We start from the raw sequence: 26,548 nt of genomic DNA on the forward strand, positions 1-26,548 counted from the left end.
CTCCTCAGTGTTTCGCCGGGGTGGGGACCCCGACCTTGTGCATCGCGGCGATAAGACCGGCGGCGCGGTGCGCCATGGCCATCGCCGGTGCATTGGTGTTGCCCGAAACGAGCGTCGGCATGATCGAGATATCGGCGATGTTGAGCCCCTCGACCCCCCGCACGCGGGTCTGCGGGTCAACGACAGAGCGATCGTCAGGCCCCATCCGGCAGGTGCAGGCGGCATGGAAACCGGCCTGACCCTTCGTGTGGTAGGCCGCAACAATCTGGTCGTCGGTCGCGACATCCGGGCCGGGAAAGGTCTCCTCCGGACCGAAGGCTGCCATTTCGGGCCGGGCGAACAGGGCGCGGATGAAACGGGTGATCCCGACCGAAACCGCGCGATCGGCGTCGTCGGACAGATAGCCGGGGTCGATGGAAAGCGGCGCGTCGGGACCGGCAGCAGCCAGGGACAGGCGGCCATTGCTTTCGGGCCGCATCGGATATCCGCCGCACAGCGCGCCGGGATGGTCCTCGACCGCGAGCCGTTGCGTGGTCCGATCCATCGAAAGCGGGGCGAGGCCGATCTGGGCGTCCGCCCGCCCGGCGCCCGCTGCAGTCCGGATGAACCCGCCGACTTCGAAAGCCGATTGCGCCAGAGGACCCGATCGGGTGGCGTAGTAGCGCACCACGCTCCGGACCAGGCCGGCACCGCGAAACGCGGTATTGGCGCTGCCATGTTTCAGTCGGAACTGAAGCGACAGAAGCCGGTGTTCGCGCAGGTTCATACCGACGCCCGGCGCATCCGCGACCACCGCAATCCCGAGGTCACTCAACGCGTTCGCCGGTCCGATCCCTGACAACATCAGCAGCCGCGGCGTGTTCAGCGCCCCGGCGCACAGGACAACGTTAAGAGCCGCCACAACCTGTTCCCCGGCCCCGGTCCGCAGCACCACGCCCGTCACCTTCCGCCCCTCGAACGTCAGGCGCATGGCCTCGGTCCCGGTCAGAATGTGCAGGTTGCGGCGCGACTTCGCGCGGTCGATAAGCGATGCCCCGTTGCGCCGGCGTCCGCGCAGGATCGAGCGGGGCTGATACCCGATTGCGGGCCCGGTGGCATGGTTCAGGTCGCCTGTCCCCGGCACGCCCATGGCCCGCGCGGCGCTTATTGCGGCGTCACACAGCGGATCGCCACCCGGATGCGGCGTGATCCCCAGTGCCGGACGGGAGCCTTCGCCCTGTTCCACGGCCTCGAACGAGGGGCGCATGTCCTCCCACCCCCATCCGGTGCAGCCCGCCTCGGCCCAGTCGTCGAAGTCTTGCGGCAGTCCCCGCACCCACACTGACCCGTTGACCGCGCCCGAACCGCCCAGGCCACGCCCTCGCAGCCAGAACTCGCGCCGGTTGGCGGGCCCGGTCGGCTCTGCCCGGTAGATCCAGTTGTAGCGCAGATTGCCGTTCAGCCGGCCGAACCCACGCGGCATTGTAACGAACGGGCTGGCGTTCCGTCCGCCCGCCTCGACCAGCAGCACCCGGCGCGCGGGGTCGGAGGACAGCCGCTCCGCGACGATACAGCCGGAGGATCCGGCGCCGATCACGACGTGATCCCAATGAACCCCTGCGGCGCTCATCTGACCGGTCCTGCCTGCGTTGCGGACGCCAGATCCTCGACAAGCATGGCCGCACCTTTTTCCGCGATCATCATGCTGGCGGCCCAGGTGTTGGCCGACGGCATCGTCGGCATGACCGAACTGTCCATCACCCGCAGGCCAGCGACTCCGCGCAGCCTGAGCCGGGGGTCCAGCACCGCCATCGGATCGCCATCGGGACCCATGCGCGCGGTGCCGACAAGGTGGTTGGAGGAGTTGCCCTCCGCCCGTGCGAAGGCCAACCAGTCATCATCGCTCTGTACGTCGGGGCCTGGGAACGTCTCCGCCTCGATGACCGGGCGCATGGCATCGCTTGACAGCAGTCCACGCGCGAACCGCAGGGCCGCGATCGTCACGCGCCGGTCATAGTCGTCTGACAGATAGCGCGCGTCTATGTCCGGATCGGCACGCCAGTCCGGAGAACGCAGGCGGACATAGCCGGAACTTTCGGGGCGCATGACCCAGGCGCCGCAGGTTATCCCGGCGAACCTGTCGAGCTGTCCGATATAACCGCGCCGATAGCTTGCCGGCGCATAGACAAGCGCGAAGTCTGGCCTTTCAAGGGCCGGATGGCTCTTCCAGAAGACATTGAGCAGCGCCGGGCTCAGCGAAAGGATGCTCGGGCGTCCGGTCAGCCAGCGCAGCACTTCGCCGATCAGGCGCGGCATGCGCTCGCGTCCGTTCATGCTGTCACCTGTGCGGCGGGTTCGGGCCACCAGGCGCGGGCTGTAGTGATCGCGCAGGTTTTCCCCGACACCGCGAAGGTCGCGGACCACCGCGATGCCCAGTTTAGACAAAAGGTCGCCTGGGCCGAGACCGGACAGCTGCAGCAAGCGGGGCGTATTCACCGCGCCCGCGCAGACCACGACGGCGCGGCGAGCGGTGAGCGTTCGGACCTCGTCCCGGCCATGGCGGCGGAACTCGACCTCTGTCGCAATGCCATCGGTGATGACCACGCGCGTGACCCTGCACCCCGTCTCGACCCGCAGGCTGCGGGCACGCATCGCAGGGCGTAGAAAGGCATCCGCCGTGCTGACCCGTCGGCCGCGATGTATCGCGCTCTGGTACGCGCCGGCACCTGCCTGCACCGCGCCGTTGTGATCGGGATTGCGCGGGACCCCGGCCGCTTCGGCCGCAGCCAGGAAGGCGTCATTGGCGGGTGAGGGCCACTGCGGGACCGTCACCCGCATCGGCCCGTCGCGACCGCGAAATCGGTCATCGCCCGGTCCGGTCCAGCATTCAGTCTTGCGGAAGTAGGGCAGCACCTCGGCATAGCTCCAGCCAGAGTTGCCGCGCTGTGCCCAGCCATCGTAATCGGCCGCCTGTCCACGATTGACGATCATGCCGTTGACAGAACTCGATCCGCCAAGTGTCCGGCCCTGGATCACCGGGATCACCCGGTTATCGATCGCCGCGCCCGGAACCTGCGGAATTCTCCATGTGATCGCCGGATCTGTCAGTGTCTTGACGAACCCGGCGGGCACCTTGATCCACGGGCTGCGGTCCGGCGGTCCGTCTTCGAACACGCAGACGGAATGGCCCGCCTTGGCCAGCCGGGCGGCCACGATGCATCCCGCCGCGCCTGCGCCGACGACGATGATGTCCACCGCCTTCATTCTAGGCCCCAGCCTGCCCCGGTGCGGGAATGCGGATCTTGGCGACCTCGCCTTCGTAGGCCCGGACCGACTCGAACGTGCCGGTGACCTCAAGCGTTTCCACGAAGACTGCCGAATGCGGCTGCTCGATATGCGCCACCATTTCGGGCCGTGACTGCCATATCTCGCACAGGTGGAAGAGATCGGGATCGGTCAGGTCGCGCGAATAGGTGTAGCTTACACAGCCTGCCTCTTCCCGCGTTGCCGACATCATGACGGTCATCGCCGCGGCCAGCCTGTCCGAGGCGCCCGGACGGGCGCGGATCTGCATGGCGACAAAGATCATGTTGCCTCGCCTTCCGGCAGTATCAGCGCGGCAGTGCCAGAGATCACCACCGCACGTTCGTCGGAATTGAGCGTGAACTCCAGCGTGACGCGGGTGCGCCCGTCCGTGTCCTCGACCCCGGTCACCGTGGCGCGCGCCTCAAGCGCCTCGCCTTCATAGGCGTTGTCGGTGAAGCGGTTGCGGATGTCCTCGATGAAGGCGCCGGGAAAGGCGCGGTGCAGCAGGGTGACCACATAGGCCAGATTGATCGGACCCTGGTTGATGCGCCGGTCGCCCAGCCCCGCCGCCCGGACCGCCGCCCGGTCCAGATGGATCGGGTTGGGATCGCGCAGCAGCGGTGCCCAGGCCTTCATGGTTTCGGGATCGACATGTTCGATCCGGTACGGCGGCAGGTCTGTCCCCGGTTCAGGCTTCATTGTCACGTCCCCTTGGCAGCACCCATGCATTGTCGACCGAACAGACGCGGGTGCCGTCCGGCAGATCGAGGTGGAGCTTGTATTCGAGCAGGTCCATCACGCCGAGCTTGCGGCTCTGCTTGCGGGTCAGACCGGTGATCTCGCCCTTGACCAGGTATGTCTGCCCGACCATGAGCGGGGCGTGGAAATGCCCGCCGGTCGAGGCCATCATCGGACCGTCGTTCACGTCGAAGGCGCAGATCGCACAAAGCTCGGCCACGCTTGGCCCCATACCGACCTGCGAGGCGACGTAAAACCAGACCGGATGCGCGGACCCGTCCGCTGCGGGCGTGTCGCCCACGGACTCGCACAGCGCGCGGTTCTCGGCTTCGGAAATCGTCATGCCGCCGCCATCGAGGACGGTGCCGACCACATCGGGAAGAGGAACAAGTGCCATGACCGCCTCCTAGAACGACCGCGGAAGGCCGAAGGACTCGGCGATGGAGTTGCGCACCATCTCGTTGGAGATCGGCGTCATCCGCAGGATCCGGTGGTCCCGCCAGTAGCGCTGCATGTCGGTTTCGGCCGAATAGCCCATGCCCCCAAGAATCTGGATACCGAGATCCGCCGCCTTCACGACGCTTTCGGATGCGACCATCTTGAGCATGTTCGCCTGTACGCCGCACTCCTGCCCCGTGGCCTGCAACCAGGCGACGTAGTACAGTAAGAGTTCGACCTGCTTCTGCATCGTGGCAATGTCAGCGATATAGTGCTGGATCGCCTGAAACTCGCCAATCGTCTTGCCGAACGCCTTGCGCTGCTTGGCATATTCGACGGCGTCTTCCAGTACTCCGTCGATGGCGCCCAGGCATTGCGCCCCGACCATGATCCGTTCGTTGTTCAATGTCGGCAGTAGCATGTACCAGGCCCGGCCCGGCTCTCCGAGCACAAGCTCGTCCGGCACGAAGACATCCGTCAGCGTGATCCGGCTGGACCCGATGGCCCGCATGCCAAGCTTTGGCAGCAGGTGGTTCTCCATCCCCTCGGCCTTGCCGGGAACGAAGAACAGGGTCAGCCCGTGGTGCCGTTTTTCGACGTTCTTTTCGGTCCGCACCAACATCAGGATGTAATCGGCCACATGGCTGGCCGAGGACCACATCTTCTCGCCGTTGATCTTCCAGCCACCTTCGACCTTTTCGGCCGTCGTGCGCATGGCACCCAGAACGTCTGTCCCGCCGCCCGGCTCGGTGAACCCGATCGACACACGGCAGTCGCCCGCCGCAATCCTGGGAAGGAACTTGGCCTTTTGTTCGTCTGTACCATAAAGCCCGATGGACTTTCCCCCCGCGAACGAGGTCAGCCCCCAGACCCACAGCAGCCCGCTAAGCGAACGGGCCAGTTCGCGCGCCATGATCATCTGCATGATCACGTCGCCGCCCTGCCCGCCATAGTCCTCGTCGATGCCGACGCCGAAGAACCCGGCGGCCTTCAGCTTGTCCCAGATCTCGAACGGGTAGTCCTTTTCCTTTGCCTCAAGTTCCCGCGACAGGCTCTTGGGCAGTTCGGCATCGACCCAGCGACGCACCATGTCGCGGAATGCCGTCTGTTCTTCGCTTAATGAGAAATCCATGGTTCTTTCCTGATCATCAGTCCGGGGCATCCTCGCCCGTCGAATGAATCGCAGCACCTGACGTCGGATAGGAGCGGGCGGAAAACCTGCGGGATCACGCCGTGCGGCGGACCATCCTGTCCAGGAATGTCAGCGTGGCATCACAGAACACGCTCAGCTGGCCGGTACTCATCAGATGACTGGCGCCCTCGATTTCGGCCACTTCGGCCGATGGCTGCGTCCTAACGAAATGGGCCACCGAGTCGTCATCGACGATGTCGCTTTTCGTGCCACGTACCAGAAGGGCCGGACAGCGCAGCGCGCGGGCGCAGTCGGAGAGGTAGCCCTCGATGTTTTCGGGCAGCAGAAAGGCAGGCTGCGCCAGACGCGGGTCCCATTTCCAATAGATGCGCCCGTCGTGGCCGGTGGTCAGTGAATGCGAGAGGCGGAAATAATTGTGACCGATTTCACGTTCGGCATAGCGCTCCAGCGTCGCGGCCGCTTGCTGGATGCTGTCGAATCCGCCTGCGCTCACGTCGAGAAACCTGGCCACCCGTTCCAGCCCGGCGCGGGCGACGCGGGGGGCCATGTCGACCAGGACCAGCGCGCGGACGGTGCCCGCTGCCTGTTCCGCCGCCGCGGCCAGGGCCACCCGGCCACCAAGCGAGGCGCCGATGACCGCGGGCGGTGTCGGCGCGGCGCGGATGACCGCACCAAGATCGCGCACATGAGCGTCCAGCCCATAATCGGCGTCCGGCGACCAGTCGCTCTCTCCATGGCCCCGCAAGTCGTAAGACACGACGGAATAGCCAGCCGTCACCATGGTGCGCACCGCCTTGCGCCAGGACCGGCGGCTCTGTCCGCCACCGTGCACGAAGATCAAACGGGGTTGCCACGGGTCTCCTGCAATGTCAGCGGCCAGACGCATGCCTTCCTCGGTCGTGATCGTCACGGCCTGGATTTCGACAGCGTCGGTCGGACGGATCGGGTCATCCTGCGGCAAGGATCCCTCCATCGACCGGCAGGCTGATGCCCGTGACATAGGCCCCCGAAGCCGCTGACAGGAAGACGCAGGCGCCCGCAATGTCTTCGGGCCGGCCCATGCGGCGCAGCGGAATGTGGTCCAGCATCGCGGACATCGCCTGCTCTTCGGACCGGATGTGCGAGGTCATCTTCGTGGGAAAGTAGCCCGGCAGGATCGAGTTCACGGTGATCGCGTCGCCGGCCAGTTCGACCGCCAGAACCCGCGACAGATGGTGAATCGCGGCCTTGCTTGCGGCATAGGAATAGGCGGGCAGGTTTTCCACCCGCGCGCCGGCCACAGATCCGATGTTGATGACGCGCGCGGGATCGTCCGGCGTAGCATGCGCGCGCAACAGCGGCAGCAGATCACGGACCAGCGTGAACGGGGCCTGCACGTTCACCATCATCACCCCGTCCCAGCCCTTGGCGGGAAAGCTGTCCAGCGGTGCGCCGAAGGTCTTGCCGGCATTGTTGATGACGATGTGCAGCGGATCGCCCCGGTCGACCAGTTTTGCTGCCAGCGCCTCGGCCCCTTCCGACGACGCCAGATCCGCGGCAAGCCCCTCGGCCTTGCCGAATTCTCCAAGCGCCTGCTGCGCGGCCTCTGCATCCGCGGCCTTGCGCGAGGTCACGATGACAGCGGCCCCGGCCTGCAGCAGCCCCCTGGCGATCATTGCACCCATGCCATTGGCGCCGCCGGTGACCAGCGCGGTCTTGCCGGTCAGATCGAACAGGCCGGTCATGTCGCGGACCCTGGCTTGGCGATCTCGACCACGACCTTGCCAAAATGCGCGTCCTGCAGGGCGTCGAAGGCACCGGCGATGTCGTCGAGCGGAAAGCTCGCCTGAATGACAGGGGTAATGCCCTTTTTGGCAACGAAGTCGAGCATGGCCGAAAAATCGGCGGGGCTTCCCATGGCCGTGCCATGGATTGTCGCGTGACGCAGGAAGAATTCCGGCGCATTTACCTTGAAGAACGGCCCCTGGGTGGACCCGTAGATCACGATGCGCGCGCCCATTGCGATGGCGCGGCCGTAGGCGGCATAAGCCCCCGCCGGAGCGCCGTCGATCACCACGTCGAAGCCGCCGGATGCCTTGCGCGCCGCCTTGCCCCAGGCTTCATCGTGGTAATCGAAACCGCCCTTGGCGCCAAGCGCGACGGCCTGTTCGATATTGCTTGCCGTACCGCTTGTGACCCAGACATCGGCGCCCATGGCCACCGCAAAACTCAGCGCGAAAGTGGCTACTCCGCCGCCGATCCCGGTGATCAGGACCCTGTCGCCCGGCCTGACCGCCGCCTTGACCGTGAGGGCACGCCACGCTGTGACGGCCGCCGTCGGGAAGGCCGCCGCCTGCGCATGGCTCAGATGCGCGGGCCGGGGCGCGACGTTGGCCGCCGGAACGCACAGGTATTCAGCCAGAGTGCCCGGTATGGGCATTCCCAGAAGGCAGAAGCTGTCGGAAGGATACGCCTCGTTCGTGCCCCAGTCGCGGGCTGGATAAAGAACGACGTCGTCACCAACGTTCAGCCCGTCCACCCCGTCGCCAAGCGCATCTATCACGCCAGAGCCATCGGCCCCAAGGATCGAGGGAAGGTTCATGCCGGGATACTGACCCCGGCTGATCCACAATTCGCGGTGGTTGAGCGAGGCGGCGCAAAGCCGGACCCGCACTTCACCGGGGCCCGGCTCGGGCCGGGGTTCGGACTGCAGCCGGGCGGACCCGGGCCCCTCTGCTTCGGTCAGAACGACGGCTTTCATCTGTGTCATGTCATGTTCCTTCAGAAGGATCGCGGCAGGCCAAGCCGTTCCGCGATCCCGTTTCTTGCCATTTCCTGAGTGATCGGCCCGATCTTCCAAAGCCGTGCATCGCGCCAGTACCGCTGCATGTCGGTCTCGGCCGAATAGCCCATGCCGCCCATGATCTGGATGCCGGCATCCGCCGCCGCCACCGCCGCATCCGCCGCAGCGACCTTGAGCATGGAAGACTCCATCCCGCTGTCCACGCCCTTGGACTGAAGATGAGCGCAATGATAGAGCATCAGCTCGACCTGCTTCTGCGAGATCGCGATGTCGGCCACGTAGTGTTGCAGCGCCTGAAACTGTCCGATGATCTTTCCGAAGGCCTTGCGCTGTTTCATGTAGTCGAGCGCGTCTTCCAGCACGCCGTCGATGACCCCCAGACAGAAGGCGCCGACCATCAGGCGTTCGTTGTTCAGCGTAGGCAGAAGCATCTTCCAGGCATTGCCCGCCTCGCCCAGCACCAGATCGTCGGGCACGAACACCGAGTCGAACGCGACAGAGCACGAGCCCATGGACCGCATCCCGAGCTTTGGAAGCGGTGTGATCGTGATGCCGTCCTGCTTTGCCGGGACAAAGAACAGCGACACCCCGTGATGCTGTTTTTCGACGTTGCGGTCCGTCCGGGCAAGCACCAGCAGGTAATCGGCGACATGGGCCGAGGACGACCAGATCTTCTCGCCGCTCAGCACCCAACCGCCATCACCGCGTACCGCTTCTGTCCTGAGCGCGCCAAGCACGTCCGTGCCGCCCCCCGGTTCGGTAAAGGCGATCGCGGCGCGCAGTCTGCCGGCGGCGATTTCGGGCAGGAACCTCTGCTTCTGTTCGGCCGTGCCGTAGAGCCCGATGGATTTCACCCCCGCGAACGAGGTGATTCCCCAGATCCACGCCAGCCCGCCCAGAGATCGGGCCAGTTCCCGTGCCAGAACCATCTGGATCAGAACATCGCCGCCCTGCCCGCCATAGGCTTCGTCGATTCCTATCCCGTGAAAACCGGCGGCGGTGAACTTGTCCCAAAGCGCAAAAGGATAGTCGTGTTCCTGCGCCTCCATCTCTCTGGCCGAAGATTTCGGGGCTTCTGCATCAACCCAGCGATGCACCATGTCCTTGAAAGCGGCCACTTCCTCAGGCAGATCGTAGTCCATTCCGGTTCCTCATTCCCTTTTGAGGACCACCGTCGCAGCCCACGACGTGACCGCCACCTATCGCGGGATAGGCATTCTGAGGCCTGTGGACACCGACACGGAACCTATCGAAAGATAGGGGACAGCGCCGATCCGGTTTATACTGTAGATGCACGCGCGCCGAAGCAGACACCGGCCTGCCTGATCGAACAGGGGGAGGACCTTTCGATCCGGATGGGGCAGCCCGGTACAACTGTCTGGCGCGACCAAGGGAGGAGACCTGATGGCTTTTGCGAGAACGGCCCTGCAGCCGACACGCCAGAAATCCGGCTTTGTGCGCCGGGACCGGCTGAATGCCTATCTTGACAGTGTCCTGGCCCACCGGATGACACTCGTCCATGCCCCCGCCGGCGCGGGCAAGAGTGTCCTGCTGTCGCAATGGCGCAATGTCCTGATCGGCCGCCTCATGCCCGTGGCCTGGCTGTCGCTTGACCGGCATTCGGGAAACCATCTGGGACAACTGATGAACAGCCTGGCCGAATGCGCGCCCTCGCTGGCCGAGGATATGCGTCAGCGTCTGGCCACCGGCCTTTCCGAAGAGCAGGGCTTCAGGACTTCGGAAACGGAACTGACCGCCCTGGTCGACTGCCTAGTCGCGCATGGCGATCCGGTCTGCATCATGATGGACGACGCACAGTTCGTGCCCCTGGGGGAAAGCGCCCTGTTCCGCAGGTTCGTACAGCGCCTTCCGGGCAATGTCTGCCTTGTGCTGTCGACCAGGAACCGCCCCGACCTGCCGCTGGCGCGGATGCGGGCCCTGGGCGAGCTGTTCGAGCTGAACGAAAGCCACCTGCGGTTCACCGTCGCGGAGACGACCGAACTACTGACCCTGTCCGGACAGGCCGGACTGTCTGCCGAGGATGCGGAACACCTTGTGCGCCGGACAGAGGGATGGGCTACCGGCCTTCGGCTCGCAGTGCTGTCGATGTCGGGCCAGACCGACGGGGCACGGCTGATCGCGTCCTTTTCCGGATCCAAGCGGGTCGTGTCGGACTTCTTCTCCGAAGACGTAGTGTCGGCCCTGCCGCAGGAGATGCAGGAGTTTCTGCTGTCTGCCTGCTTCCTTGACCGTTTTTCGGCGGAACTGTGCGAACAGGTGACGGGACAGGCCGATTGCGCGAAGATGATCAACCGGGTCGAGGCGGCCGGGCTGTTCCTCGTCCGCCTGGACGACGACGGGCAATGGTTCCGGTTCCAGAGCCTCTTTGCGGAATTCCTCTGCCGTCGCGCCATCGCGCTCGACCCTGAAGCCGTGGCCCGCGTTCACCGCGAGGCTGCGCTGTGGTGCCTTGCCAACGGCAAGGCCACAGAAGCACTGGACTATGCCGAACGGTCCGGCGACATGGAACTGCTGGCCGAGCTCCTCGAACAGTGCTGCGAAGCGGTGGTCTATGACGGCAAGCTCTACCATGTCGCCGACCTTGCGAAACTGCTTGGGCCCGCGCTGCTGAACACCTGTCCGGCCGTTCTGCTCTGCGTGGCATGGATGGAGATACGCGGGCTCAAGTTCGAGCTGGCGCAGAAGGCCATAGACCAGGCCGAGGCGTTGATCGACGCGCGCGGCGACGCGCCCGACGCACCGATCCGCAGCATCGTGATGCATCGAAAGATGATGCTGGCGGCCTCGCTGGACGATTTCCCGCTGGTCGAAAGCTATGTCACACAGTTGCTTGCCCATAAGGACCACCTGCATCCCTATCTTGTCTGCAACCTCTACGGCCAGTCGATCCGGGCACAGCGCGGCCGGCTGCGGTACGAGGAATTCGAACGGAACGAGGCGCTGGCGCGACGGGCGCTGACCGACTCGAACTACAAGTTCGCCTTTGTCGCCCAGCAGGCCATCGTCGGGCGCACCTATTTCGCGCAGGGCCGCAGCGTCGCGGCCGAGCGGGCGCTTCACTTCGGGCTTGAGCAGGCGGTGGACTTTGCCGGCGAAGGCTCGGCGCTCGCCGCCCTGCCCGCGCTGCCGTATGCAAGCCTGCTCTATGACCGCAACGAACTGGGCAAGGCGCGGGCCATGCTGGAAAGCCACCTGCCCAATTCGCGTCTGTTCTGCTTTTCCGACGAACTGCTTGACGGGCTGACGCTAGCGCCGCGACTGAAATCGGCGTCCGGCGACATTGACGGCGCCCTGCAGGCGCTTGACGAGGCGCAGTCGATCGCCCACGAACTGGAACTGCCGCGCCTTATGGAAGGGGTGCGGGCCGAACGGGTCGCGATCCTGTTGCGCCACTATTTCGCCGATCGCGCGCTGATGCTGGAAACCGATCCCCACGTCGAAACGCTTGCGTTCAAGCCCACCTCCACCAGCACGGTCGTTGACGAAACCCGCGCGGTCACGCGGGTCCGTCTCGACATGGCCAGCGGCAAACTTGACGATGCGACCGCCCTTGCGCAGCGCTGGCGCAGTTTTGCCCAGGGCCGGGGCGGGATGCGCAGTCTGGTGCGCTGGTCGCTTCTGCATGCGCAGCTCTCGATCATGCAGGGCGACCGGCGTGTGGCACAGCGCAGCCTGCGCGACGCACTGGTGGCCGCCTGCGAATCCCGGTCGATCCGGCCCTTCATTGACGAGGGGGTGAGAGTTCACGACCTGCTCGCCGACTCTTACGGGTCCGGGCCCCGCACCGATCAGCCGGTGGACATGTTCGCCTATGACCTGCTGGACCTCTTCAAGGGATCCGGTCGCCACCGGATCGCGGATGTCGAAGAGGATGACGAGGAACCGGCGATCGACGGCAAGATGACCGGACGGGAGCTTGAGATCCTGACCTTCGTTGCGGCCGGTCTGCGCAACCGCGAAATCGGCGACCGGCTTGGCCTGACCGAGGGGTCGGTCAAATGGTACATGCAAAGGATCTACGACAAGGTCGGGACGCGCCGCCGCTCGCTTGCAGTCGAACGCGCGCGCCAGTTCGGATTCCTGCACTGACGCGCCTGAGCGTTCACCTTTCCTAGGACAGGCGCAATGGCGCGGACAGCCGGGTATGCCAGACCGAAAGGCCGCAAACCGGCGGGCCGGAAGGGAGCATGCGATGACCGAACGTACCAGGGGACCGGCTCTTGTCGTTGGCGGGACCGGCGGTCTGGGTGCCGCGATCTGCGCCGCGCTGGTGGCCGAGGGGCGACCCGTGGTCTTCACCTATCGCTCGGACCCAGACAAGGCACAGCGGCAGGTCGAGGCTCTGGGCGGGCCCGACCGGGTCGCCTGTATCCGGGCCGACACGACGCGTCCCGAAACTCTCGACGCCGCCGTCGCACGTGCGAATGAATGGTGCGGGCCGCCGCAAACTGCGGTTTTCGCCACAGGCGTTCATATCGAACAGCCCTTCATCTCGCGCACCGCCTTTTCCGCGTGGCAGCAGGTCATCGACGTCGAGTTGCTGGGCCTGATCCGGCTTGTGGATGCCGTCCTGCCGTCGCTCCGCGAGGCCGAAGACGGCAACATCGTCGCGATCACCAGCGTCGCGACGGCATCCTACCCGCCGGGCGATGCGCTGTCGGCGGTACCCAAGGCGGGTATGGAAACGCTGATGCGCGCCCTGGCCCGCGAGGAGGGGCGCTACGGCGTGCGCGCCAACTGCGTCGCACCCGGCCTGATGGACGCGGGGCTGGGCGCAGAGTTCATACAGACCATGTACTCTCCGGAGATCTGGGACCAGCAGCGCAGGCGGATCGCGCTGGGACGCTTCGGCACGGCCGAGGATGTCGCGGGCATCGTTGCCTTTCTGGCCGGTCCTGCCGCGCGCTACGTGACCGGCCAGACGATCTATGCCGACGGCGGGTTCCGCCTGTGACCGACCCCGCCGCCGCCCCGCCGCCCGGTATCGGAGAGCTGCGCGTGCTGATGCCGGACGTTGTCTGGTTCCGGGCGCCCCTGCCGATGACCATCGGGCATGTGAACATCTATCTGGTTCGGGACGGCAGGGGCTGGGTCATGGTCGACGCCGGGTTCGGCGATGCCGAGGCGCTGGACTTCTGGGAACGGATGGTGACCGGCCCGCTGGCGGACTTCTCGATACACGCCATTTTGGTGACGCATGCGCATATCGACCACGTGGGCGGAGCAGGATGGTTGTGCCGAAGGCTCGGGGCCGAGTTGTGGATGGGACGCGAAGAATATCTGATCGCCCGGCTGGACCATACCGATGCGGGACAGGTCGGACGCGAAGATCAGCAGCGCCACCTGCTCGACATGGGGCTGGACCGGGCGACGGCGCGGGGGATCGCCGACTTCAAGGTGGCGGAACTGGCGGGCCTGACCACCCTGCCCGACGTCTACCGCCCGCTGATCCCGAACCGGAGTCTGATCCTGGGCCAGCGACGGTTCCGGATCCTGTCGGCACCGGGACACTCACCGGCCCAGATCATGCTACACGATCGCGAAGGCGGGCTGCTGCTGGCGGCGGATCAGGTCATGGACGGCGTCGCCGCTCCGATGACCATCCTGCCGGGTGAACCGGGGCTGGAGTCTTATGATCTGTACCTCGACAGCCTTGACCGGCTTGAACGCGACATCTCAACAGACACACTGGTCCTGGCCGGACACCATGCCCCCTTTCGCGGGATCGGAGCGGCCATCGGCAAGATCCGGCGCCACCATGCCTTGCGCGCCGAAATGGTTCTGGCTGCGGTGGCGGACCGTCCGCTGACGGTTGCGCAAGTGATGGACGCCGTGATCCGCCCCGGTCTGAACCCACGCCAGTGCCACTTTGCCATCGGCGAAATGCTGGCCTATGCGCATCACCTTGTCGGACAGGGCCGGGCCCGCTGGCGGAGGGAGGATGGCATCCGCCGCCTCTCCGCCACCTAGTCGTCACCGGTCCCTGCGCCGCGCAGTTCAGCCGAATTCAGTCAGCCGGATACCACTTGCCGTCGTTCTTCGACATGTAGGGCTTGGCGACCTCGACCAGAACGCCGTGTGCGTGCTTGGGCGAGACCCAGCCCCATTCCTGCCAGGTCATGTTCGGGTCCTGACTGATGCCGCCAACCGTGTCGATGCCCTGTTCGCGCAGCTTCTGAAGCGACCCCGGCACATCCTTGGTGGTCAGGCAGATGTGATGCACATGCTCTCCCTTCTTTTCCAGCCGGTCGCCCAGAGGCGTTCCCGGACCCGGCTGGATGAACTGGATCTCCGCCCCGTGATCCGACACGAAGGTGGCCCATTTCATGCCCTTGTCCTCACCGCCCTCGAAATCGTCGTAGCGCACGATCTGCTGTTCCACCTGTCCGGGGTCGAGCACGCCCAGGATCTTGCTCCAGTGTTCGACAGCGGCGTCGAGGTCCTTCACCAGCAGGCATACGTGTGCAAATGGTCCGCTCGGCATCGTCATTCTCCAGTTCTTGTCAATCTTCGCACGGGAGTCGCCCGCGCCCGGACACAAGTCTGGGCCGGTTCGTCGCGGCAGGCACCCGACGCAGGATAGGTGTCCCGGCCGGCCGGCCGGTTCAGGCTGCCGTCAAGTGCCGCAGTCAGTTGCGGCAGGGGAGAGCGATGGCCTACCGCCCCGTCAAATCGGCGCTCAGGGTGCTGGACATCCTGCGACTGTTTTCGGTCGAGAAACGCGCGCTCAGCCAAAGCGAGATCATAGGTCTGCTTGGGCTGCCGCAGTCCAGTGCCGTTTTTCTTCTGCGCAGCATGATCGAAAGCGGCTACCTGACGTACCGCCGCGAGGAGCGGGTCTATTTCCCGACGCCCGAGGTCCTGCACCTCGGCAACTGGCTGGAAGGATTCGGCTATGATGCCTTCTTTGGGGAAAGCGCGGTTTCGGACCTCATGCATGACATCGCCGAACGCACCGGAGAGACAGTTTCCGTCAGTTCGCAGAACGACATCTTCGTCCATTTCCACCGGATCATCCGGCTGAACCTGCCTTCGGCCCTGCGGGTCGAAGAGGGGTCGGTCATGCCGCTGACCTATTCCAGCTACGGGCGGGTCCTGCTCAGCCGGCAGAGCCCGACCCAGATCGACCGGGTCTGCCGGCTGATCCGCGCCCGCGAGACGCGGGCTGACCTGAAGTTCGACGTCGACGACATGATCGCGCAGATCATGGCGATGCGAGAGAGCCGCTTTTGCTTTTCCTACAGCCCGATCCTGCCAAATGCCGCCAGCGTCGCCACGACGCTGCCGGTGCGCATTGCCGGGCGTGACGTGGCCATTGGCGTCGGCGGACCTGCCGACCGCATCCGTCCCGCGCTCGACCTGATTGCCGGAACCCTGCGCACCACGCTCGACCGGCATGAACCCAGGCTGATCGCGGCGTTCGGCGCATCGGCCGATCCCGGACGCAGTGGCGCCCCGTCCGCACGCGACGGCTGACTCCCTGCGCGCATTGCATTTGCAATACTCGCCGCTCTGGTCCGATTTGCCTTTGGTTCACGCCCGTCGGCCCGCACCATGTCGGCAGGAGGCGGTGCGCAATCTGACACCGCAGGGAGGACACAAGATGAAATATTCCAGATCCGAGGCCAAAGACTGGGTCAAGAAGAACTTTGTGGGCTATTCCGTCACGACCACCACGGCCCTGACGCCGGATGGCGAGATCGACTTCGACGGCCTGCGCTGCAATACCGAGAAATTCCTCGCGCTTCCCGGTGTCAACGGGCTCTATGTCGGGTCGCTCTATCAGGAGTTCTGGACCCAGACACTCGACGAACGCAAGGCGGTGACAGAAACGATCCTTGGCGCGCAGAACGGGCGCGGTCAGTCGGTCGTGAACATAACCCACACCTCGATCAAGGACAGCATCGACCTGGCAAAGCATGCGCAGGCGAATGGGGCCGACATGATCATGTGCTGGCCGCCCTATTACGGCCCGCGAAATGACGACGGGGTGCTCGACTTCTACAAGCGGCTGGCGGATTCGGTCGACATCGCCATTGCCACCTACACGACCACTTTGCACGAGCTGGGGTTCTACATAACCCCCGACCTGATGGACCGCATCGCCGAGATCGAGACTGTCGCCGCGGCCAAGGAAGCCTCGCTCTCGCTCGACAAATATTCCGCCATGGCGCTTGCTGTCGGCGACCGCATCCAGGTGAGCGCTCCGCTAGAGGAATACTATTTCTTCGGCAAGACCGCGATGCCGCACCTGACTCCGCGCTTCATCATCGGGTCGTCCCGTCCGCTGTACATGCAGACGGCCGAGCGTCCGAATTGCCGCGACTTCTTCGACGCCATCGACAGCGGCGACGTGGCGACAGCCGGAGAGAAGCTGACCGCGATCCTGCGCGTGGCAAATGAACTGCACAGCCGTTACCTCGCCAAGGGGGTGCATCACCTCACTCTGATGAAATACATCTCCACGCTCTACGGCTTTGCCGGGGGCCCTGTGCGTCCGCCGCTGGTCCAGCCGACCGAGGAGGAAAAGGCCCACGCCCGCGCGGTCCTTCACGCCAATGGCCTCTTGCCCGACGAAGCCGGAGCCATGGCCGCCCAGTAACCCGGCCCAAACGCCAAACGACATACGCCAACGGGCGCGTGCCCCCGGATGCCGAAGCGTCCGGGACCGGTCGCCGCGACCCAGACATCATTTGCGAAAGGACATCCCATGACCGTTACCTGGCCCCTCAAATTCGGCTCCTTCATCTCTCCGGTGCATTCCCCGCGCGAAGACCCCAACCTCACCCTGCATCAGGACGTCGATCTCTGCGTCCATCTCGACGACCTCGGATATGACGAGGTCTGGATGGGCGAACACCACTCCACCGGTTGGGAATACGTCGCCTCGCCGGAACTGTTCCTGTCCTACGTCGCCGCGAAAACCCGCCGGATCAAGCTGGGCACCGGGGTGATTTCGCTGCCCTATCATCATCCGTTCAACGTGGCCGAACGCGTGCTTCTTCTGGACCATCTCAGCCGGGGGCGGATGATGTTCGGCTTCGGGCCCGGCGCTCTCGCCTATGACGCCTATCTCTACGGGATGCATTCCAACGACCTGCGCCCGCGGATGGAGCAGAGCCTGGACGTCGTTCTGCCGCTGCTGCGCGGCGAGCGAGTCAGCAAGACGACCGACTGGTTTACCCTGCGGGACGCGAAATGCCAGCTGCGCCCTTATGCGCCGGACGGGTTCGAGATCGCGGTGACCTGTACGACATCGCCGTCCGGGCCCAAGCTGGCCGGGCGCAACGGACTGTCGATGCTAACGCTGAACGCCACGCAGGTCGCCGGCATCTCGGCGCTGTCCGGCAACTGGTCCATCGCCGAAGAGGTCGCCGCCGAAAACGGCCAGACACTGGACCGGCGCAACTGGCGGCTGGTCGGCCCCATGCACATCGCGGAAACCGAGGCGCAGGCCCGCAAGGACGTGGCGCATGGCCTGCCGGACTGGATCTACTACAACACCAAGGTGGGCACCCTTGGTCTGGTACCGGAAACCGCCACCACGACGGATCAGTATGTCGATGCGCTGAACGAAAACGGGTTCGCCATTGTTGGCACGCCCGATCAGGCCGCCGCCCAGATCGAACGGTTGTGGGACCAGTCGGGCGGGTTCGGCACCTTCCTGTTCTGGGCCCATGACTGGGCCGACCGCGAGGCCACGCGCCGGTCGTACGAGCTGTTCGCGCGCTATGTCGCGCCCCGGTTCAAGGGCCATGTCGCCAGCCTTGCGGAATCCGAGGCGCACGCCCTGCGGCATCGTGGCGAGCTTGCCCCGCAGGCCGCCGCCGCGCGCAAGAAAGTCACCGACGAATATGCGGCGCAGAAGGCGGCGAAAGCCTCCTGATCTGACTCTGTGAGGCACAGCCGACTTGCCCTGAAACCGGCCCCCTGCCCGACGAAAGACAGGCGTCAGGGCCGGCGGGCCGGCCGATAGTGGCCGCAGGAAGGAGATCCGGATGACAGGCACACTTCGCCATGACTGATCTGCGCGTGGGCGTGATCGGTGCCAGCCCGAACGGCAGCTGGGGCAGTGTCGCGCATCTGCCGGCACTCGCTGCCCTTCCGGGTGTCCGGGCCCAGGCTGTCAGCACGGCGCATGCGGAAACCGCTCGGGCGACGGCGGACAAGTACGGGATTTCATCGGCCTACGGCGCACCGCAAGACCTTGTCGCCGATCCCGAGGTCGATCTGGTGACTGTCGCCGTCCGTGTCCCGGCACACCGTGACATCGTGCTGGCCGCGCTGGCCGCGCGCAAGCCGGTCTATTGCGAATGGCCGCTCGGGCGCACCACGTCCGAGGCCGCGGAGATGCTGGCTGCCGCCCGTGCGGCGGGGGTTGCGCATGTGGTTGGCTTCCAGGCACGGCGGTCTCCGGCGGTGCGACTGGCCCGCGACATGATCGCGGCGGGAGACATCGGCACCGTCACCGCCGCGCATCTGCTGCATTCGGTCCCCTGGGGATTTTCCGCGCCCGGCCAGTCGTACCTGCTGGACCGGGACAGCGGCGCGCATTTTCTCTCGATTCCCGGCGGTCATTCGCTGGACACCCTCGGGTTCATGCTGGGCGACGTGGTCGAGGTGACCGCACGCCTGACAGGCGGACCCGAGGTCGCCCCGTCCGGCGTTGCCCGGCCAACCGCCACGCGCGGCTGGATCGGCGCCACCATGGCCAGCGGAGCCGAGGCCGGGCTGACCCTGATCGGCACACCGGGGACTGGGACCGGCATCAGGCTGCAGATCAGCGGCACCAAGGGCGATCTGGTGCTGCACTCCACCCCTGGCGGGCGGGGCATCCAGATGGCCGACCTGCGGCTGTTCCGCAGCACAGGCATCGGCGCGCTTGACGAGATCGAGATCCCGTCGCGGTACCATCCCCTTCCGGCCGGGACCCTGACCAACCCCGCCCTGAACGTCGCGGCATCCTATCTGGCGGTCCGTGACGCGCTGGCAGACCGCACCGCGCCCGTCCCGGATTTCGGCGATGCGCTGCGCTGCCACCGCCTGCTGGACGCGGTTCAGCTGGCCAGCGACACGGGCACGGCGCAAAGCGTGCCAGACACCGCGAAGGAGATCGCATGACCAGATTGACCGGTAAATCCATCATTGTCACCGGCGCCGCGCGGGGCATTGGCCTTGGCATCGCATCCGCCTGTCGGCGTGAAGGCGCTCGGGTGCTGGCCGTCGACATCGACCCGTCGGTGGATACCGCCGCAGAGCGGATCGGTGCCACGCCGCTGACCCTCGATATCTGCGCCGACGGCGCCGCATCGCAAGCCGTCCTTGCCGCCATGCAGGTCTTCGGCGGCATCGACGATCTGGTCAACAACGCCGGGCGCGTGGACGAGGCCGACATCCTCGAAACCTCTGCCAAGCTCTGGCACGACACCATGCGGCTTAACCTCGAAGCGCCGTTCCTGTGGTGCCAGGCGGTTCTTCCGATAATGCTGGAGCGGGGCGGCGGAGCGATCGTGAATGTCTCCTCCATCGAAGCGTCGCAAGTTCGCCCCCGCCACTTTCCCTACGTGATTTCGAAGAGCGGGCTCAATTCGATGACCCGTGCCATTGCCACCGACTTCGGGCGGCGCGGCATCCGGTGCAACACGCTTTCGCCCGGCTCGGTACGCACCGAGATGTTCGAAACCTACACAGCCCAGTATCCCGGCCTCGCCGCGCATCTTGAAAGCCTGAACTACGCCGGGCGACTGGGCACACCGGAAGAGATCGGCAACGCCGCGGTCTTCCTTCTGTCCGATGACACCCCGTTCCTCAACGGACACGACCTGACGGTCGACGGGGCACGGACGATCGCAACATGAGCGGCCGGACTGGAAAGGCAAACCGATGGACATGAACGGCATTACCTGCATTGTCACCGGCGGCGCACAGGGCCTTGGCGCGGCAACCGTTCGGGCATTGCGCGACAGGGGTGCAAGGGTCGGCATCATCGACATGGCACCTTCGGCCCCCGTCCACTTCGCCTCGGACCCCGATATCGCCTATGTCAGCGCCAGCGTGACCGACGAGCCCGCCGTGATCGCCGGTCTCAACTCGATTGTGGCAAGGCTTGGTCCGATCCGGGCCTGCGTGAACTGTGCTGGGGTCTTTTTCTCGGCACCGACCGTTTCGCAGGGCGGCGCGCATCCCCTGCCCGACTTCCGGCGCGTGATGGACATCAACGTCAACGGCACCTTCCTTGTTCTCAGCCAGGCGGCGGCGTTGATGGCGCAGAACGACGGCATCGGACCGGACGAAGAGCGCGGCGTGATCGTCAATGTCTCTTCCATCCGGGCCTTTGACGGCGGCGCGGGCGGCATGGCCTATGCGGCGTCCAAGGGGGCGATCCACGCGATGACCCTGTCTCTTGCGCGCGACCTTGCCCCACACGGGATCCGCGCCTGCACCATCGCACCCGGCATCATGAATACCGAGATGTTCCACACCCTTTCGCCCGACGCCATTGCGGAATACTCCGACATGGTCGAATTCCCCAAGCGCCTGGGCGACCCGGCAGAGTTCGCGCACGCCGTCTGCTTCATGATCGAGAACCGCTACATGAACGGCGAAACGCTGCGCATCGACGCGGCACTAAGGGTCTGACAATGGCAGATCATGCTCTCGTCTCCGCCGCCATGCACCGCGCGATCTTCAACCGTGGCGAGTTGGGCATTCAGGTCGCGGCATATCTGAACGGAGAGCTGGTCATCGACGCCTGGGCCGGCATCGCAGATCCTCACGGCTCCCCGGTGAACGGAGACACGCTGTTCAATGTCTTCTCGGTCACAAAAGCCGTCGCATCGACGGCCGTGCATCTTCAGGCCGAACGCGGTCTGATCGACTATGATGCGCCGATCGTGCGCTACTGGCCCGAGTTTGGCGCACATGGCAAGCAGACGGCAACGGTACGGGACGCTCTGACCCACAGGACCGGCATCCCGCAAATGCCTGACGGGACCAGCCCCGAGATGATCTGCGACTGGGACCGGATGTGCGCGGCGATTGCCGACCTTGCTCCGATCTTCCCGGTCGGCGGCGATCCGGCCTACCATTCGATGACGTATGGTTGGATCGTCGGCGAAATCGTGCGGCGGACCGATCCGGGGAATCGCCCGTTCGGGACGTATGTGCAGGACGAGATCTGCCAGCCCCTGAACATTCGCGATCTCTGGCTGGGCATTCCGGAGCGGGTGGAACCGCGAATAGCGGTGCTGCGCAACGACAACGCCTCGGATCCGCTGCCGCCGCTGGAGTCCAACTTCATCCGGTCGGTTCCGTCCAATGTCCAACTGGTGCCGCCCGTGTTCGAAAGGCCCGACGTCCGGCGCGCCTGCATTCCGGCAGTTGGCGGAATCGCTAATGCGCGCAGCATGGCCCGCTTCTGGGCCATGTTGGCCGAAGGCGGCACCCTCGACGGCACACGGCTGCTTTCGCCGGATCGGGTCGCATCTGCCAGCCGGTCCCGTCAGGGCAACGACCGGCCTGATCCCGTGTATTTTGACATGGCCATGCCGCTGAGCGAAGGCGGTTTCTGGAAGGGGCAGTCCCTGCCGCCGATCGCCGCCGTCCGCGACCCCGAGGCGATCTGCTGCCCCGGCGCAGGCGGGTCCATCGCCTGGGCCGACCGCAAGAACCGGCTTGCGGTAGCGATCTGCCACAACCGGATGCTGAACCTACGGGGAAGCCTCGATCATCCGCTGGTCGAGGTCGCCGACGCGATCCGGGAAACACTGGGTCATAGCAAGGGAAACTAGCCATGCAGAAACATGTATTCATCGTCTATACGAATGCGGTCGAAGGTCGGGACGACGCCTATAACGACTGGTATGACAATCAGCACCTCAAGGATGTGCTGGCCATCCCCGGCATCGTCGCCGCGCAACGCTTCGCGCTAAGCGACAAGCAACGGCTCGACCCGCCCTATCCTTGGAAATACGCCGCGATCTACGAGATCGAGACGGACGATCTGGACAGCGTCATCGGGCCCCTGAAGGACTGGATCGGAACCGACAGGATGCCACGTTCCGACGCGATGGATCAGCACCGGGAAGCATATTTCTTCCACCCCATAACCGAGCGGAAGACCCAGTGAGCAAATGATATGACGCCCTGATGCGGGCGCTTGATACGCCGCACATGCATCCGGAACCGTCCGTTTGCCACTCCTGTCAATCCGGGAAGGCGGGGTCAGATCATCCGGTCGGCGTCGGCGTCGGCGGATAGGGCAAGTCTTCGTCTGCCTTGCTTCAGGCCGCGACGCCCTTCTGGTCGATGGCACCGAAACCGGATGGCTCTGCGGCATCGAACATCTCGATCCTAACGGTATCGCCCGGTTCCATGCACCGGGTGCTGGGGGTGCCGGTTTCGATGGTCTCGATCATCCGCGCCTCGGCCAGGCAGGACGATCCGACCTCTTTGTAGTTGTTGTTCGACACAGTGCCAGACCCGACGATGGTGCCAGCCACATCTCATGGCGGGGCGAGATGTCGTTGCTCAGCGGGACCGACTGATATTCCCCGGGGCTGCCTCGGCCGTCAAACCTATTGGCACGTCATCGGCAATGGCCGTTATTGGCCTTTGGGCCGCGGACGTGAGATAACGGTTCTCCACCAAAGCAGCGCAAGTCCATTACAACCGTTCGGCCGTTCTCCGACCCGCGATGGCCGCGTCGCGGGCGATGGATGAACTGTCTCCGCAATAGCCCGTAGGGTCGAGCGCCTCGGCGATCTGGGCGTCGCTGAGATGGGCGAGAACCGTACTGTCATTCCGGAGTGCGTCAGCGACACTGCACTGTTCCTCAGAGTGGTTCTCTATCGCATGATGGACCAGATCGTGGGCCTCTGCGCGACCGATCATCGGGGCCAGCATCATCATCAGCCGTTCCGTGGCGATGGCGCCGCCAGTCAGGTTGGCGTTGCGCGCCATGACCGGCGCATTCACTTCGATGCGGGCGATCAGCCCTTCAAACCGCCGCGCCATGTCCCAGGCCAGCGGGATCGCGCGATCCAGGATCGAGCCCAGAAGCTGGTTCGTGGCCGAGTCGCCTTCGTGGCTTGACCGACCCGTTTCCATGGCGGGAGCGGCAAGGCCACGCAGTTCGGCCGTGTCGGCCAGAACCCGAACCACGTATTTCGGGTTGATCTTGTGCGGCATCGTAGAGGACCCGACCGTACCATGATCGAGCCGCTCGGAGATCTCGCCTATCTCCTGTGTCATGAGCAGGTAGAGTTCCGATGCGATGCGTTCCACCGTCATTGCCAGAAGCGACAGTTGGACGACATAGTCAGCGAAAAGATCGTTGTTGGTCCGTCCGGGCACAAGCAGTTCGCGCAGACCAAGACGGGCCGCTAGCCGACGATTGAGTTCGCGCCCCTCGGCGCCGAAGGCATGCATCGCTCCGACCGCTCCGCCGAACGGCAAGGCAAAAAGGCGTCGGGCCCCGCCATCCAGCCTGTCGACCGACCGGGTCAGTTCTTCGATCCAGCCGGCAACCTTGAAACCGAAGGTGATGGGCAGCGCATGCTGGCGATTGGTCCGGCCCGCCATGAGCGTGTCTGCATGTGTATCGGCCAGATCCGAAAACCGGGTCAGGACCCCGGCCAGCGCCTTGCGGATTTCGCGATCGGCCTCGCGGACCAGAAGGATGCGCCCGGTCTGCATCACGTTTTGCGTCGTTGCGCCCCAGTGAACATAGGCTCCCGCCTCGCCTGCCGTGCGCGCCAGCAGGCGGGTGAGCGACAGGATCGGGGCATGCGTGACCCGGATGTCGGCCTCCAGCGCCTCGATACCGATCACATCAAGCCGTGCTGCGTCGCGGATGCCCTGAGCGGCGGATTCAGGTATGACCCCCATTTCGGCCTGAACTTCGGCAAGCGCGGCCTCTACGTCCAGCCAGGACTGCCAGAGGGTTTCGCGGGCGAACAGGGTGCCTGGCGTCAGGGCCGGAATGTTCAGCATCATGGTCTTCCTTCGGAGGTCATGCGATTTCAAAGCGCGGGGCCGCCGCAAGCAATCGCGCCGTGTAGTCGCTGGTCGGGCGGGACAGCACCGCCGCCGCAGTGCCCTCCTCGACAATCCGACCGTCGCGCATGACGACGACGCGGTCGGCAGTCTGGTGCACCACGGCCATGTCATGCGTGATCAGCAGCAGGGTCAGGTTCATCCGTTCGCGCAGGTCGTCCAACAGGTCGAGGATCTGCGCCTGCACCGAGACATCGAGCGCCGAGGTCGGTTCGTCGCAGATCAGCGCCTCCGGGCCGGTGACGAGGGCGCGGGCGATGGCCACGCGCTGTCTCTGGCCACCCGAGAGCTGAGACGGATAGGTGTGGATCAGCCGTTCGGGCAGACGGACCCGTTCCATTGCCTCGCGCACCGCCGTCAGGTTGGCAGCGCGATCACGTTCGCCGCGCAGGACCAGCGGCCGGGCGATGATTTCGGACAGACGCCCCCGCGGATTGAGCGAGGTATAGGGATCCTGAAAGACCGGCTGGACAAAGGCCGCACGTTCCGTCGCCGGGATGTCGTGGATCGGGCGCCCGGTAATCAGGATATCGCCCGAGGTCGCCTGGTCGAGCCCCAGCAATATCCGCGCCAGGGTCGACTTGCCCGATCCGCTTTCTCCGATCAGCGCCAGGGTCTCGCCCCTCTTGACCGACAGCGACACGCCGTCCAGCGCCCGGATCTCGCGCTTCGGTCCGAACAGGCCCTTGCGCGTCGTGTAGACGCGGGCGACGATCACCTCGTCGGTCCTCGGCAAGGTCGGGGCGGGTCGACCGGGCGTCCCGTCCAGACGCGGCACGGCTGCCAGAAGCCTGCGGGTGTAGTCGTGCCGGGGATCGAACAGCACGTCCCGTGCCGTCCCCTGCTCCACGATCTCTCCGCCATACATCACCGCCACGCGGTCGGTGCGCTGCGCCACCACGGCCAGATCGTGGCTGATCAGGATCAGCCCCATCTGACGTTCGCGCCGCAGGTCATCCAGCAAGTCGAGGATCTGTGCCTGCACCGTCACGTCAAGCGCCGTGGTCGGTTCGTCCGCGATCAGCAGGTCGGGGTCGAGCATCAGGGTCATGGCGATCATGACCCTCTGGCGCTGGCCACCCGACATCTGGTGCGGGTATTGGTTCATCCGGCCTTCGGGGTCGGGAATGCCGACACGGTCCAGAAGGTCGATCGCCTTCTTGCGCGCCGCGGCGGAGGACAGCAGGCCGCGCGCCACCGCAGCTTCGGTCATCTGCCGCCCGATGGTGTAGACCGGGTTGAGCGAGGTCATCGGTTCCTGAAAGATCATGCCGATGCGCGGCCCCGCGATCGTCCGGGAGAATTCCACGTCCTCGAGTGCCGGCAGGTCCTGTCCGTCGTAGCTTAGCCGGATCGCGCTGTATTTGGCACTGCGCGGCAGCAACCGCATCAGGGCCAGGGCGGTCATCGACTTGCCCGACCCGCTTTCGCCGACGATCCCAAGGGCCTCGCCGCGATCCAGCGCCAGTGTCACGTCGCGCACGACATGAAGCGGTCCATCCGGCGAGCGTAGGGTAATTTTTAGGTGGTCGATATCCAGAAGCGTTGTCATTCATTGCGCCCTTCCGGCGAGGTGATGTCTCGCAGCCCGTCGCCCATTAGGTTGGCGCCTATGACAAGCAGGAAAAGGCAGATACCGGGCAAGATCACCAGCCAGGGCCGATAGAACATCGCCTGCTTGCCCTCGGCGATCATCAGACCCCAGGACGGGGTCGGCGCCGGTAGCCGATCTCGGCCTTGATGCCAGCCAGCTTGGCCAGACGCGCAACACGGTTCGGGCAGATGCTCTCGCCCTGATCGAGCAGGTCGTCATGCAGCTTGCGATAGCCATAAACCTTGCCGCTGTCGGACCAGGCTTGCCGGATCAACTCAGTCTGACGCCTGTCTTCCAAGGCCCGCCTGCTCAGCGGTGCCTTCAGCCAGGCGTAGAAGCCGCTCGGCTGGAGGCGCAGGCACCGGCACATCGCCCGCACCGAGAACTGTCCGCGATGCTCGGCCACGAACGCGTATCTCACTTTGCATCCCTGGCGAAATACGCGGTGGCCTTTTTTAGGATGTCGCGCTCCTCAGTCACC

The 26,548-nt window shown here is 65.2% G+C and carries 25 protein-coding genes and 2 pseudogenes; 11 read left to right on the forward strand and 16 right to left on the reverse strand.

Going from position 1 to position 26,548, the window contains the following annotated elements:
* Positions 1-4 precede the first annotated feature (4 nt).
* The 10 genes from MF270_RS25480 to MF270_RS25525 all read right to left on the reverse strand — a co-directional run bounded on the left by MF270_RS25480 (position 5) and on the right by MF270_RS25525 (position 9,538).
* On the reverse strand, positions 5-1,609 hold the full coding sequence (locus tag MF270_RS25480) for a GMC family oxidoreductase (RefSeq protein ID WP_238368466.1): 1,605 nt from the start codon (positions 1,607-1,609) through the stop codon (positions 5-7).
* Positions 1,606-3,243: a GMC family oxidoreductase gene (locus tag MF270_RS25485; RefSeq protein ID WP_238368467.1), complete on the reverse strand. Its 1,638-nt coding sequence runs from the start codon at positions 3,241-3,243 to the stop codon at positions 1,606-1,608. The genes MF270_RS25480 and MF270_RS25485 overlap by 4 nt, the downstream gene beginning before the upstream one ends.
* Position 3,244: 1 nt before the next feature.
* Positions 3,245-3,568, reverse strand: a complete 324-nt coding sequence (locus MF270_RS25490; protein ID WP_238368468.1) for a putative quinol monooxygenase — start codon at positions 3,566-3,568, stop codon at positions 3,245-3,247.
* A complete protein-coding gene (locus MF270_RS25495) occupies positions 3,565-3,984 on the reverse strand; it encodes a MaoC family dehydratase (RefSeq protein ID WP_238368469.1) in 420 nt (139 codons plus the stop codon). The genes MF270_RS25490 and MF270_RS25495 overlap by 4 nt, the downstream gene beginning before the upstream one ends.
* Positions 3,974-4,420: a hypothetical protein gene (locus MF270_RS25500; RefSeq protein ID WP_238368470.1), complete on the reverse strand. Its 447-nt coding sequence runs from the start codon at positions 4,418-4,420 to the stop codon at positions 3,974-3,976. Before MF270_RS25500 ends, MF270_RS25495 begins: the two co-directional genes overlap by 11 nt.
* Before the next feature lie 9 nt (positions 4,421-4,429).
* Complete coding sequence (locus tag MF270_RS25505; protein WP_238368471.1) at positions 4,430-5,593, reverse strand: acyl-CoA dehydrogenase family protein; 1,164 nt, start codon at positions 5,591-5,593, stop codon at positions 4,430-4,432.
* A 94-nt stretch (positions 5,594-5,687) separates the two neighbouring features.
* Positions 5,688-6,575: an alpha/beta fold hydrolase gene (locus MF270_RS25510; RefSeq protein ID WP_238368472.1), complete on the reverse strand. Its 888-nt coding sequence runs from the start codon at positions 6,573-6,575 to the stop codon at positions 5,688-5,690.
* Positions 6,562-7,338 (reverse strand): SDR family oxidoreductase, encoded by a 777-nt coding sequence (locus tag MF270_RS25515; protein ID WP_238368473.1) that lies wholly within the window; start codon positions 7,336-7,338, stop codon positions 6,562-6,564. Before MF270_RS25515 ends, MF270_RS25510 begins: the two co-directional genes overlap by 14 nt.
* Positions 7,335-8,363 carry an alcohol dehydrogenase catalytic domain-containing protein gene (locus MF270_RS25520; protein WP_238368474.1) on the reverse strand — a complete coding sequence of 343 codons (1,029 nt, stop codon included), beginning with the start codon at positions 8,361-8,363 and terminating at the stop codon, positions 7,335-7,337. Before MF270_RS25520 ends, MF270_RS25515 begins: the two co-directional genes overlap by 4 nt.
* An 11-nt stretch (positions 8,364-8,374) precedes the next feature.
* On the reverse strand, positions 8,375-9,538 hold the full coding sequence (locus tag MF270_RS25525) for an acyl-CoA dehydrogenase family protein (RefSeq protein ID WP_238368475.1): 1,164 nt from the start codon (positions 9,536-9,538) through the stop codon (positions 8,375-8,377).
* A 262-nt stretch (positions 9,539-9,800) separates the two neighbouring features.
* Between MF270_RS25525 and MF270_RS25530 the strand changes: the two genes are divergently transcribed.
* The 3 genes from MF270_RS25530 to MF270_RS25540 all read left to right on the forward strand — a co-directional run bounded on the left by MF270_RS25530 (position 9,801) and on the right by MF270_RS25540 (position 14,387).
* Complete coding sequence (locus tag MF270_RS25530) at positions 9,801-12,506, forward strand: winged helix-turn-helix domain-containing protein (protein ID WP_238368476.1); 2,706 nt, start codon at positions 9,801-9,803, stop codon at positions 12,504-12,506.
* A gap of 103 nt (positions 12,507-12,609) precedes the next feature.
* Positions 12,610-13,371: an SDR family NAD(P)-dependent oxidoreductase gene (locus tag MF270_RS25535; protein ID WP_238368477.1), complete on the forward strand. Its 762-nt coding sequence runs from the start codon at positions 12,610-12,612 to the stop codon at positions 13,369-13,371.
* 50 nt (positions 13,372-13,421) lie between these two features.
* Positions 13,422-14,387, forward strand: coding sequence for an MBL fold metallo-hydrolase (locus tag MF270_RS25540; RefSeq protein ID WP_238368492.1), 966 nt, complete (start codon positions 13,422-13,424; stop codon positions 14,385-14,387).
* A 37-nt stretch (positions 14,388-14,424) separates the two neighbouring features.
* On the opposite strand, the gene MF270_RS25545 is transcribed toward MF270_RS25540, so the two are convergent.
* Positions 14,425-14,907, reverse strand: a complete 483-nt coding sequence (locus MF270_RS25545; RefSeq protein ID WP_336246063.1) for a VOC family protein — start codon at positions 14,905-14,907, stop codon at positions 14,425-14,427.
* Positions 14,908-15,068: 161 nt separating this feature from the next.
* Between MF270_RS25545 and MF270_RS25550 the strand changes: the two genes are divergently transcribed.
* The 8 genes from MF270_RS25550 (at position 15,069) to MF270_RS25585 (ending at position 22,545) form a co-directional block, all read left to right on the forward strand.
* A complete protein-coding gene (locus tag MF270_RS25550; RefSeq protein ID WP_238368479.1) occupies positions 15,069-15,893 on the forward strand; it encodes an IclR family transcriptional regulator in 825 nt (274 codons plus the stop codon).
* 127 nt (positions 15,894-16,020) lie between these two features.
* On the forward strand, positions 16,021-17,019 hold the full coding sequence (locus tag MF270_RS25555; protein ID WP_238368480.1) for a dihydrodipicolinate synthase family protein: 999 nt from the start codon (positions 16,021-16,023) through the stop codon (positions 17,017-17,019).
* A gap of 108 nt (positions 17,020-17,127) precedes the next feature.
* Positions 17,128-18,303: an LLM class flavin-dependent oxidoreductase gene (locus MF270_RS25560; RefSeq protein ID WP_238368481.1), complete on the forward strand. Its 1,176-nt coding sequence runs from the start codon at positions 17,128-17,130 to the stop codon at positions 18,301-18,303.
* 131 nt (positions 18,304-18,434) lie between these two features.
* Positions 18,435-19,538 carry a Gfo/Idh/MocA family protein gene (locus tag MF270_RS25565; RefSeq protein ID WP_238368482.1) on the forward strand — a complete coding sequence of 368 codons (1,104 nt, stop codon included), beginning with the start codon at positions 18,435-18,437 and terminating at the stop codon, positions 19,536-19,538.
* Positions 19,535-20,275, forward strand: coding sequence for an SDR family NAD(P)-dependent oxidoreductase (locus MF270_RS25570; protein ID WP_238368483.1), 741 nt, complete (start codon positions 19,535-19,537; stop codon positions 20,273-20,275). Before MF270_RS25565 ends, MF270_RS25570 begins: the two co-directional genes overlap by 4 nt.
* Before the next feature lie 31 nt (positions 20,276-20,306).
* Positions 20,307-21,056, forward strand: a complete 750-nt coding sequence (locus MF270_RS25575) for an SDR family NAD(P)-dependent oxidoreductase (protein ID WP_238368484.1) — start codon at positions 20,307-20,309, stop codon at positions 21,054-21,056.
* 32 nt (positions 21,057-21,088) lie between these two features.
* Entirely contained in the window at positions 21,089-22,207 is a 1,119-nt protein-coding gene (locus MF270_RS25580; protein WP_238368485.1) for a serine hydrolase domain-containing protein, read from the forward strand.
* Between the two features lie 2 nt (positions 22,208-22,209).
* A complete protein-coding gene (locus MF270_RS25585) occupies positions 22,210-22,545 on the forward strand; it encodes a DUF4286 family protein (protein WP_238368486.1) in 336 nt (111 codons plus the stop codon).
* A 154-nt stretch (positions 22,546-22,699) separates the two neighbouring features.
* On the opposite strand, the gene MF270_RS25590 is transcribed toward MF270_RS25585, so the two are convergent.
* The 5 genes and pseudogenes from MF270_RS25590 to MF270_RS25610 all read right to left on the reverse strand — a co-directional run.
* A complete protein-coding gene (locus tag MF270_RS25590; RefSeq protein ID WP_238368487.1) occupies positions 22,700-22,918 on the reverse strand; it encodes a fumarylacetoacetate hydrolase family protein in 219 nt (72 codons plus the stop codon).
* Positions 22,919-23,081: 163 nt separating this feature from the next.
* Positions 23,082-24,413 carry a lyase family protein gene (locus MF270_RS25595; RefSeq protein ID WP_238368488.1) on the reverse strand — a complete coding sequence of 444 codons (1,332 nt, stop codon included), beginning with the start codon at positions 24,411-24,413 and terminating at the stop codon, positions 23,082-23,084.
* 16 nt (positions 24,414-24,429) lie between these two features.
* On the reverse strand, positions 24,430-26,025 hold the full coding sequence (locus tag MF270_RS25600) for a dipeptide ABC transporter ATP-binding protein (RefSeq protein ID WP_238368489.1): 1,596 nt from the start codon (positions 26,023-26,025) through the stop codon (positions 24,430-24,432).
* Positions 26,022-26,189, reverse strand: a pseudogene (locus MF270_RS25605) (ABC transporter permease); the annotation flags it as partial. The pseudogene MF270_RS25605 and the gene MF270_RS25600, both read right to left, overlap by 4 nt.
* Positions 26,183-26,548 (reverse strand): annotated as a pseudogene (locus tag MF270_RS25610) (IS3 family transposase); the annotation flags it as partial. The pseudogenes MF270_RS25610 and MF270_RS25605, both read right to left, overlap by 7 nt.

Origin of the sequence: Mesobacterium pallidum, assembly GCF_019966535.1 — a bacterium.
Taxonomy (GTDB): Bacteria; Pseudomonadota; Alphaproteobacteria; order Rhodobacterales; family Rhodobacteraceae; genus Mesobacterium; species Mesobacterium pallidum.

Excerpts from the sequence above, each read along its gene's own strand:
- MF270_RS25480 (WP_238368466.1), bottom strand. The coding sequence starts at position 1,609 with ATGAGCGCCGCAGGGGTTCATTGGGATCACGTCGTGATCGGCGCCGGA.
- MF270_RS25485 (WP_238368467.1), bottom strand. The coding sequence starts at position 3,243 with ATGAAGGCGGTGGACATCATCGTCGTCGGCGCAGGCGCGGCGGGATGC.
- MF270_RS25490 (WP_238368468.1), bottom strand. The coding sequence starts at position 3,568 with ATGATCTTTGTCGCCATGCAGATCCGCGCCCGTCCGGGCGCCTCGGAC.
- MF270_RS25495 (WP_238368469.1), bottom strand. The coding sequence starts at position 3,984 with ATGAAGCCTGAACCGGGGACAGACCTGCCGCCGTACCGGATCGAACAT.
- MF270_RS25500 (WP_238368470.1), bottom strand. The coding sequence starts at position 4,420 with ATGGCACTTGTTCCTCTTCCCGATGTGGTCGGCACCGTCCTCGATGGC.
- MF270_RS25505 (WP_238368471.1), bottom strand. The coding sequence starts at position 5,593 with ATGGATTTCTCATTAAGCGAAGAACAGACGGCATTCCGCGACATGGTG.
- MF270_RS25515 (WP_238368473.1), bottom strand. The coding sequence starts at position 7,338 with ATGACCGGCCTGTTCGATCTGACCGGCAAGACCGCGCTGGTCACCGGC.
- MF270_RS25520 (WP_238368474.1), bottom strand. The coding sequence starts at position 8,363 with ATGACACAGATGAAAGCCGTCGTTCTGACCGAAGCAGAGGGGCCCGGG.
- MF270_RS25525 (WP_238368475.1), bottom strand. The coding sequence starts at position 9,538 with ATGGACTACGATCTGCCTGAGGAAGTGGCCGCTTTCAAGGACATGGTG.
- MF270_RS25530 (WP_238368476.1), top strand. The coding sequence starts at position 9,801 with ATGGCTTTTGCGAGAACGGCCCTGCAGCCGACACGCCAGAAATCCGGC.
- MF270_RS25535 (WP_238368477.1), top strand. The coding sequence starts at position 12,610 with ATGACCGAACGTACCAGGGGACCGGCTCTTGTCGTTGGCGGGACCGGC.
- MF270_RS25540 (WP_238368492.1), top strand. The coding sequence starts at position 13,422 with ATGCCGGACGTTGTCTGGTTCCGGGCGCCCCTGCCGATGACCATCGGG.
- MF270_RS25545 (WP_336246063.1), bottom strand. The coding sequence starts at position 14,907 with ATGACGATGCCGAGCGGACCATTTGCACACGTATGCCTGCTGGTGAAG.
- MF270_RS25550 (WP_238368479.1), top strand. The coding sequence starts at position 15,069 with ATGGCCTACCGCCCCGTCAAATCGGCGCTCAGGGTGCTGGACATCCTG.
- MF270_RS25555 (WP_238368480.1), top strand. The coding sequence starts at position 16,021 with ATGAAATATTCCAGATCCGAGGCCAAAGACTGGGTCAAGAAGAACTTT.
- MF270_RS25560 (WP_238368481.1), top strand. The coding sequence starts at position 17,128 with ATGACCGTTACCTGGCCCCTCAAATTCGGCTCCTTCATCTCTCCGGTG.
- MF270_RS25565 (WP_238368482.1), top strand. The coding sequence starts at position 18,435 with ATGACTGATCTGCGCGTGGGCGTGATCGGTGCCAGCCCGAACGGCAGC.
- MF270_RS25570 (WP_238368483.1), top strand. The coding sequence starts at position 19,535 with ATGACCAGATTGACCGGTAAATCCATCATTGTCACCGGCGCCGCGCGG.
- MF270_RS25575 (WP_238368484.1), top strand. The coding sequence starts at position 20,307 with ATGAACGGCATTACCTGCATTGTCACCGGCGGCGCACAGGGCCTTGGC.
- MF270_RS25580 (WP_238368485.1), top strand. The coding sequence starts at position 21,089 with ATGCACCGCGCGATCTTCAACCGTGGCGAGTTGGGCATTCAGGTCGCG.
- MF270_RS25585 (WP_238368486.1), top strand. The coding sequence starts at position 22,210 with ATGCAGAAACATGTATTCATCGTCTATACGAATGCGGTCGAAGGTCGG.
- MF270_RS25595 (WP_238368488.1), bottom strand. The coding sequence starts at position 24,413 with ATGATGCTGAACATTCCGGCCCTGACGCCAGGCACCCTGTTCGCCCGC.
- MF270_RS25600 (WP_238368489.1), bottom strand. The coding sequence starts at position 26,025 with ATGACAACGCTTCTGGATATCGACCACCTAAAAATTACCCTACGCTCG.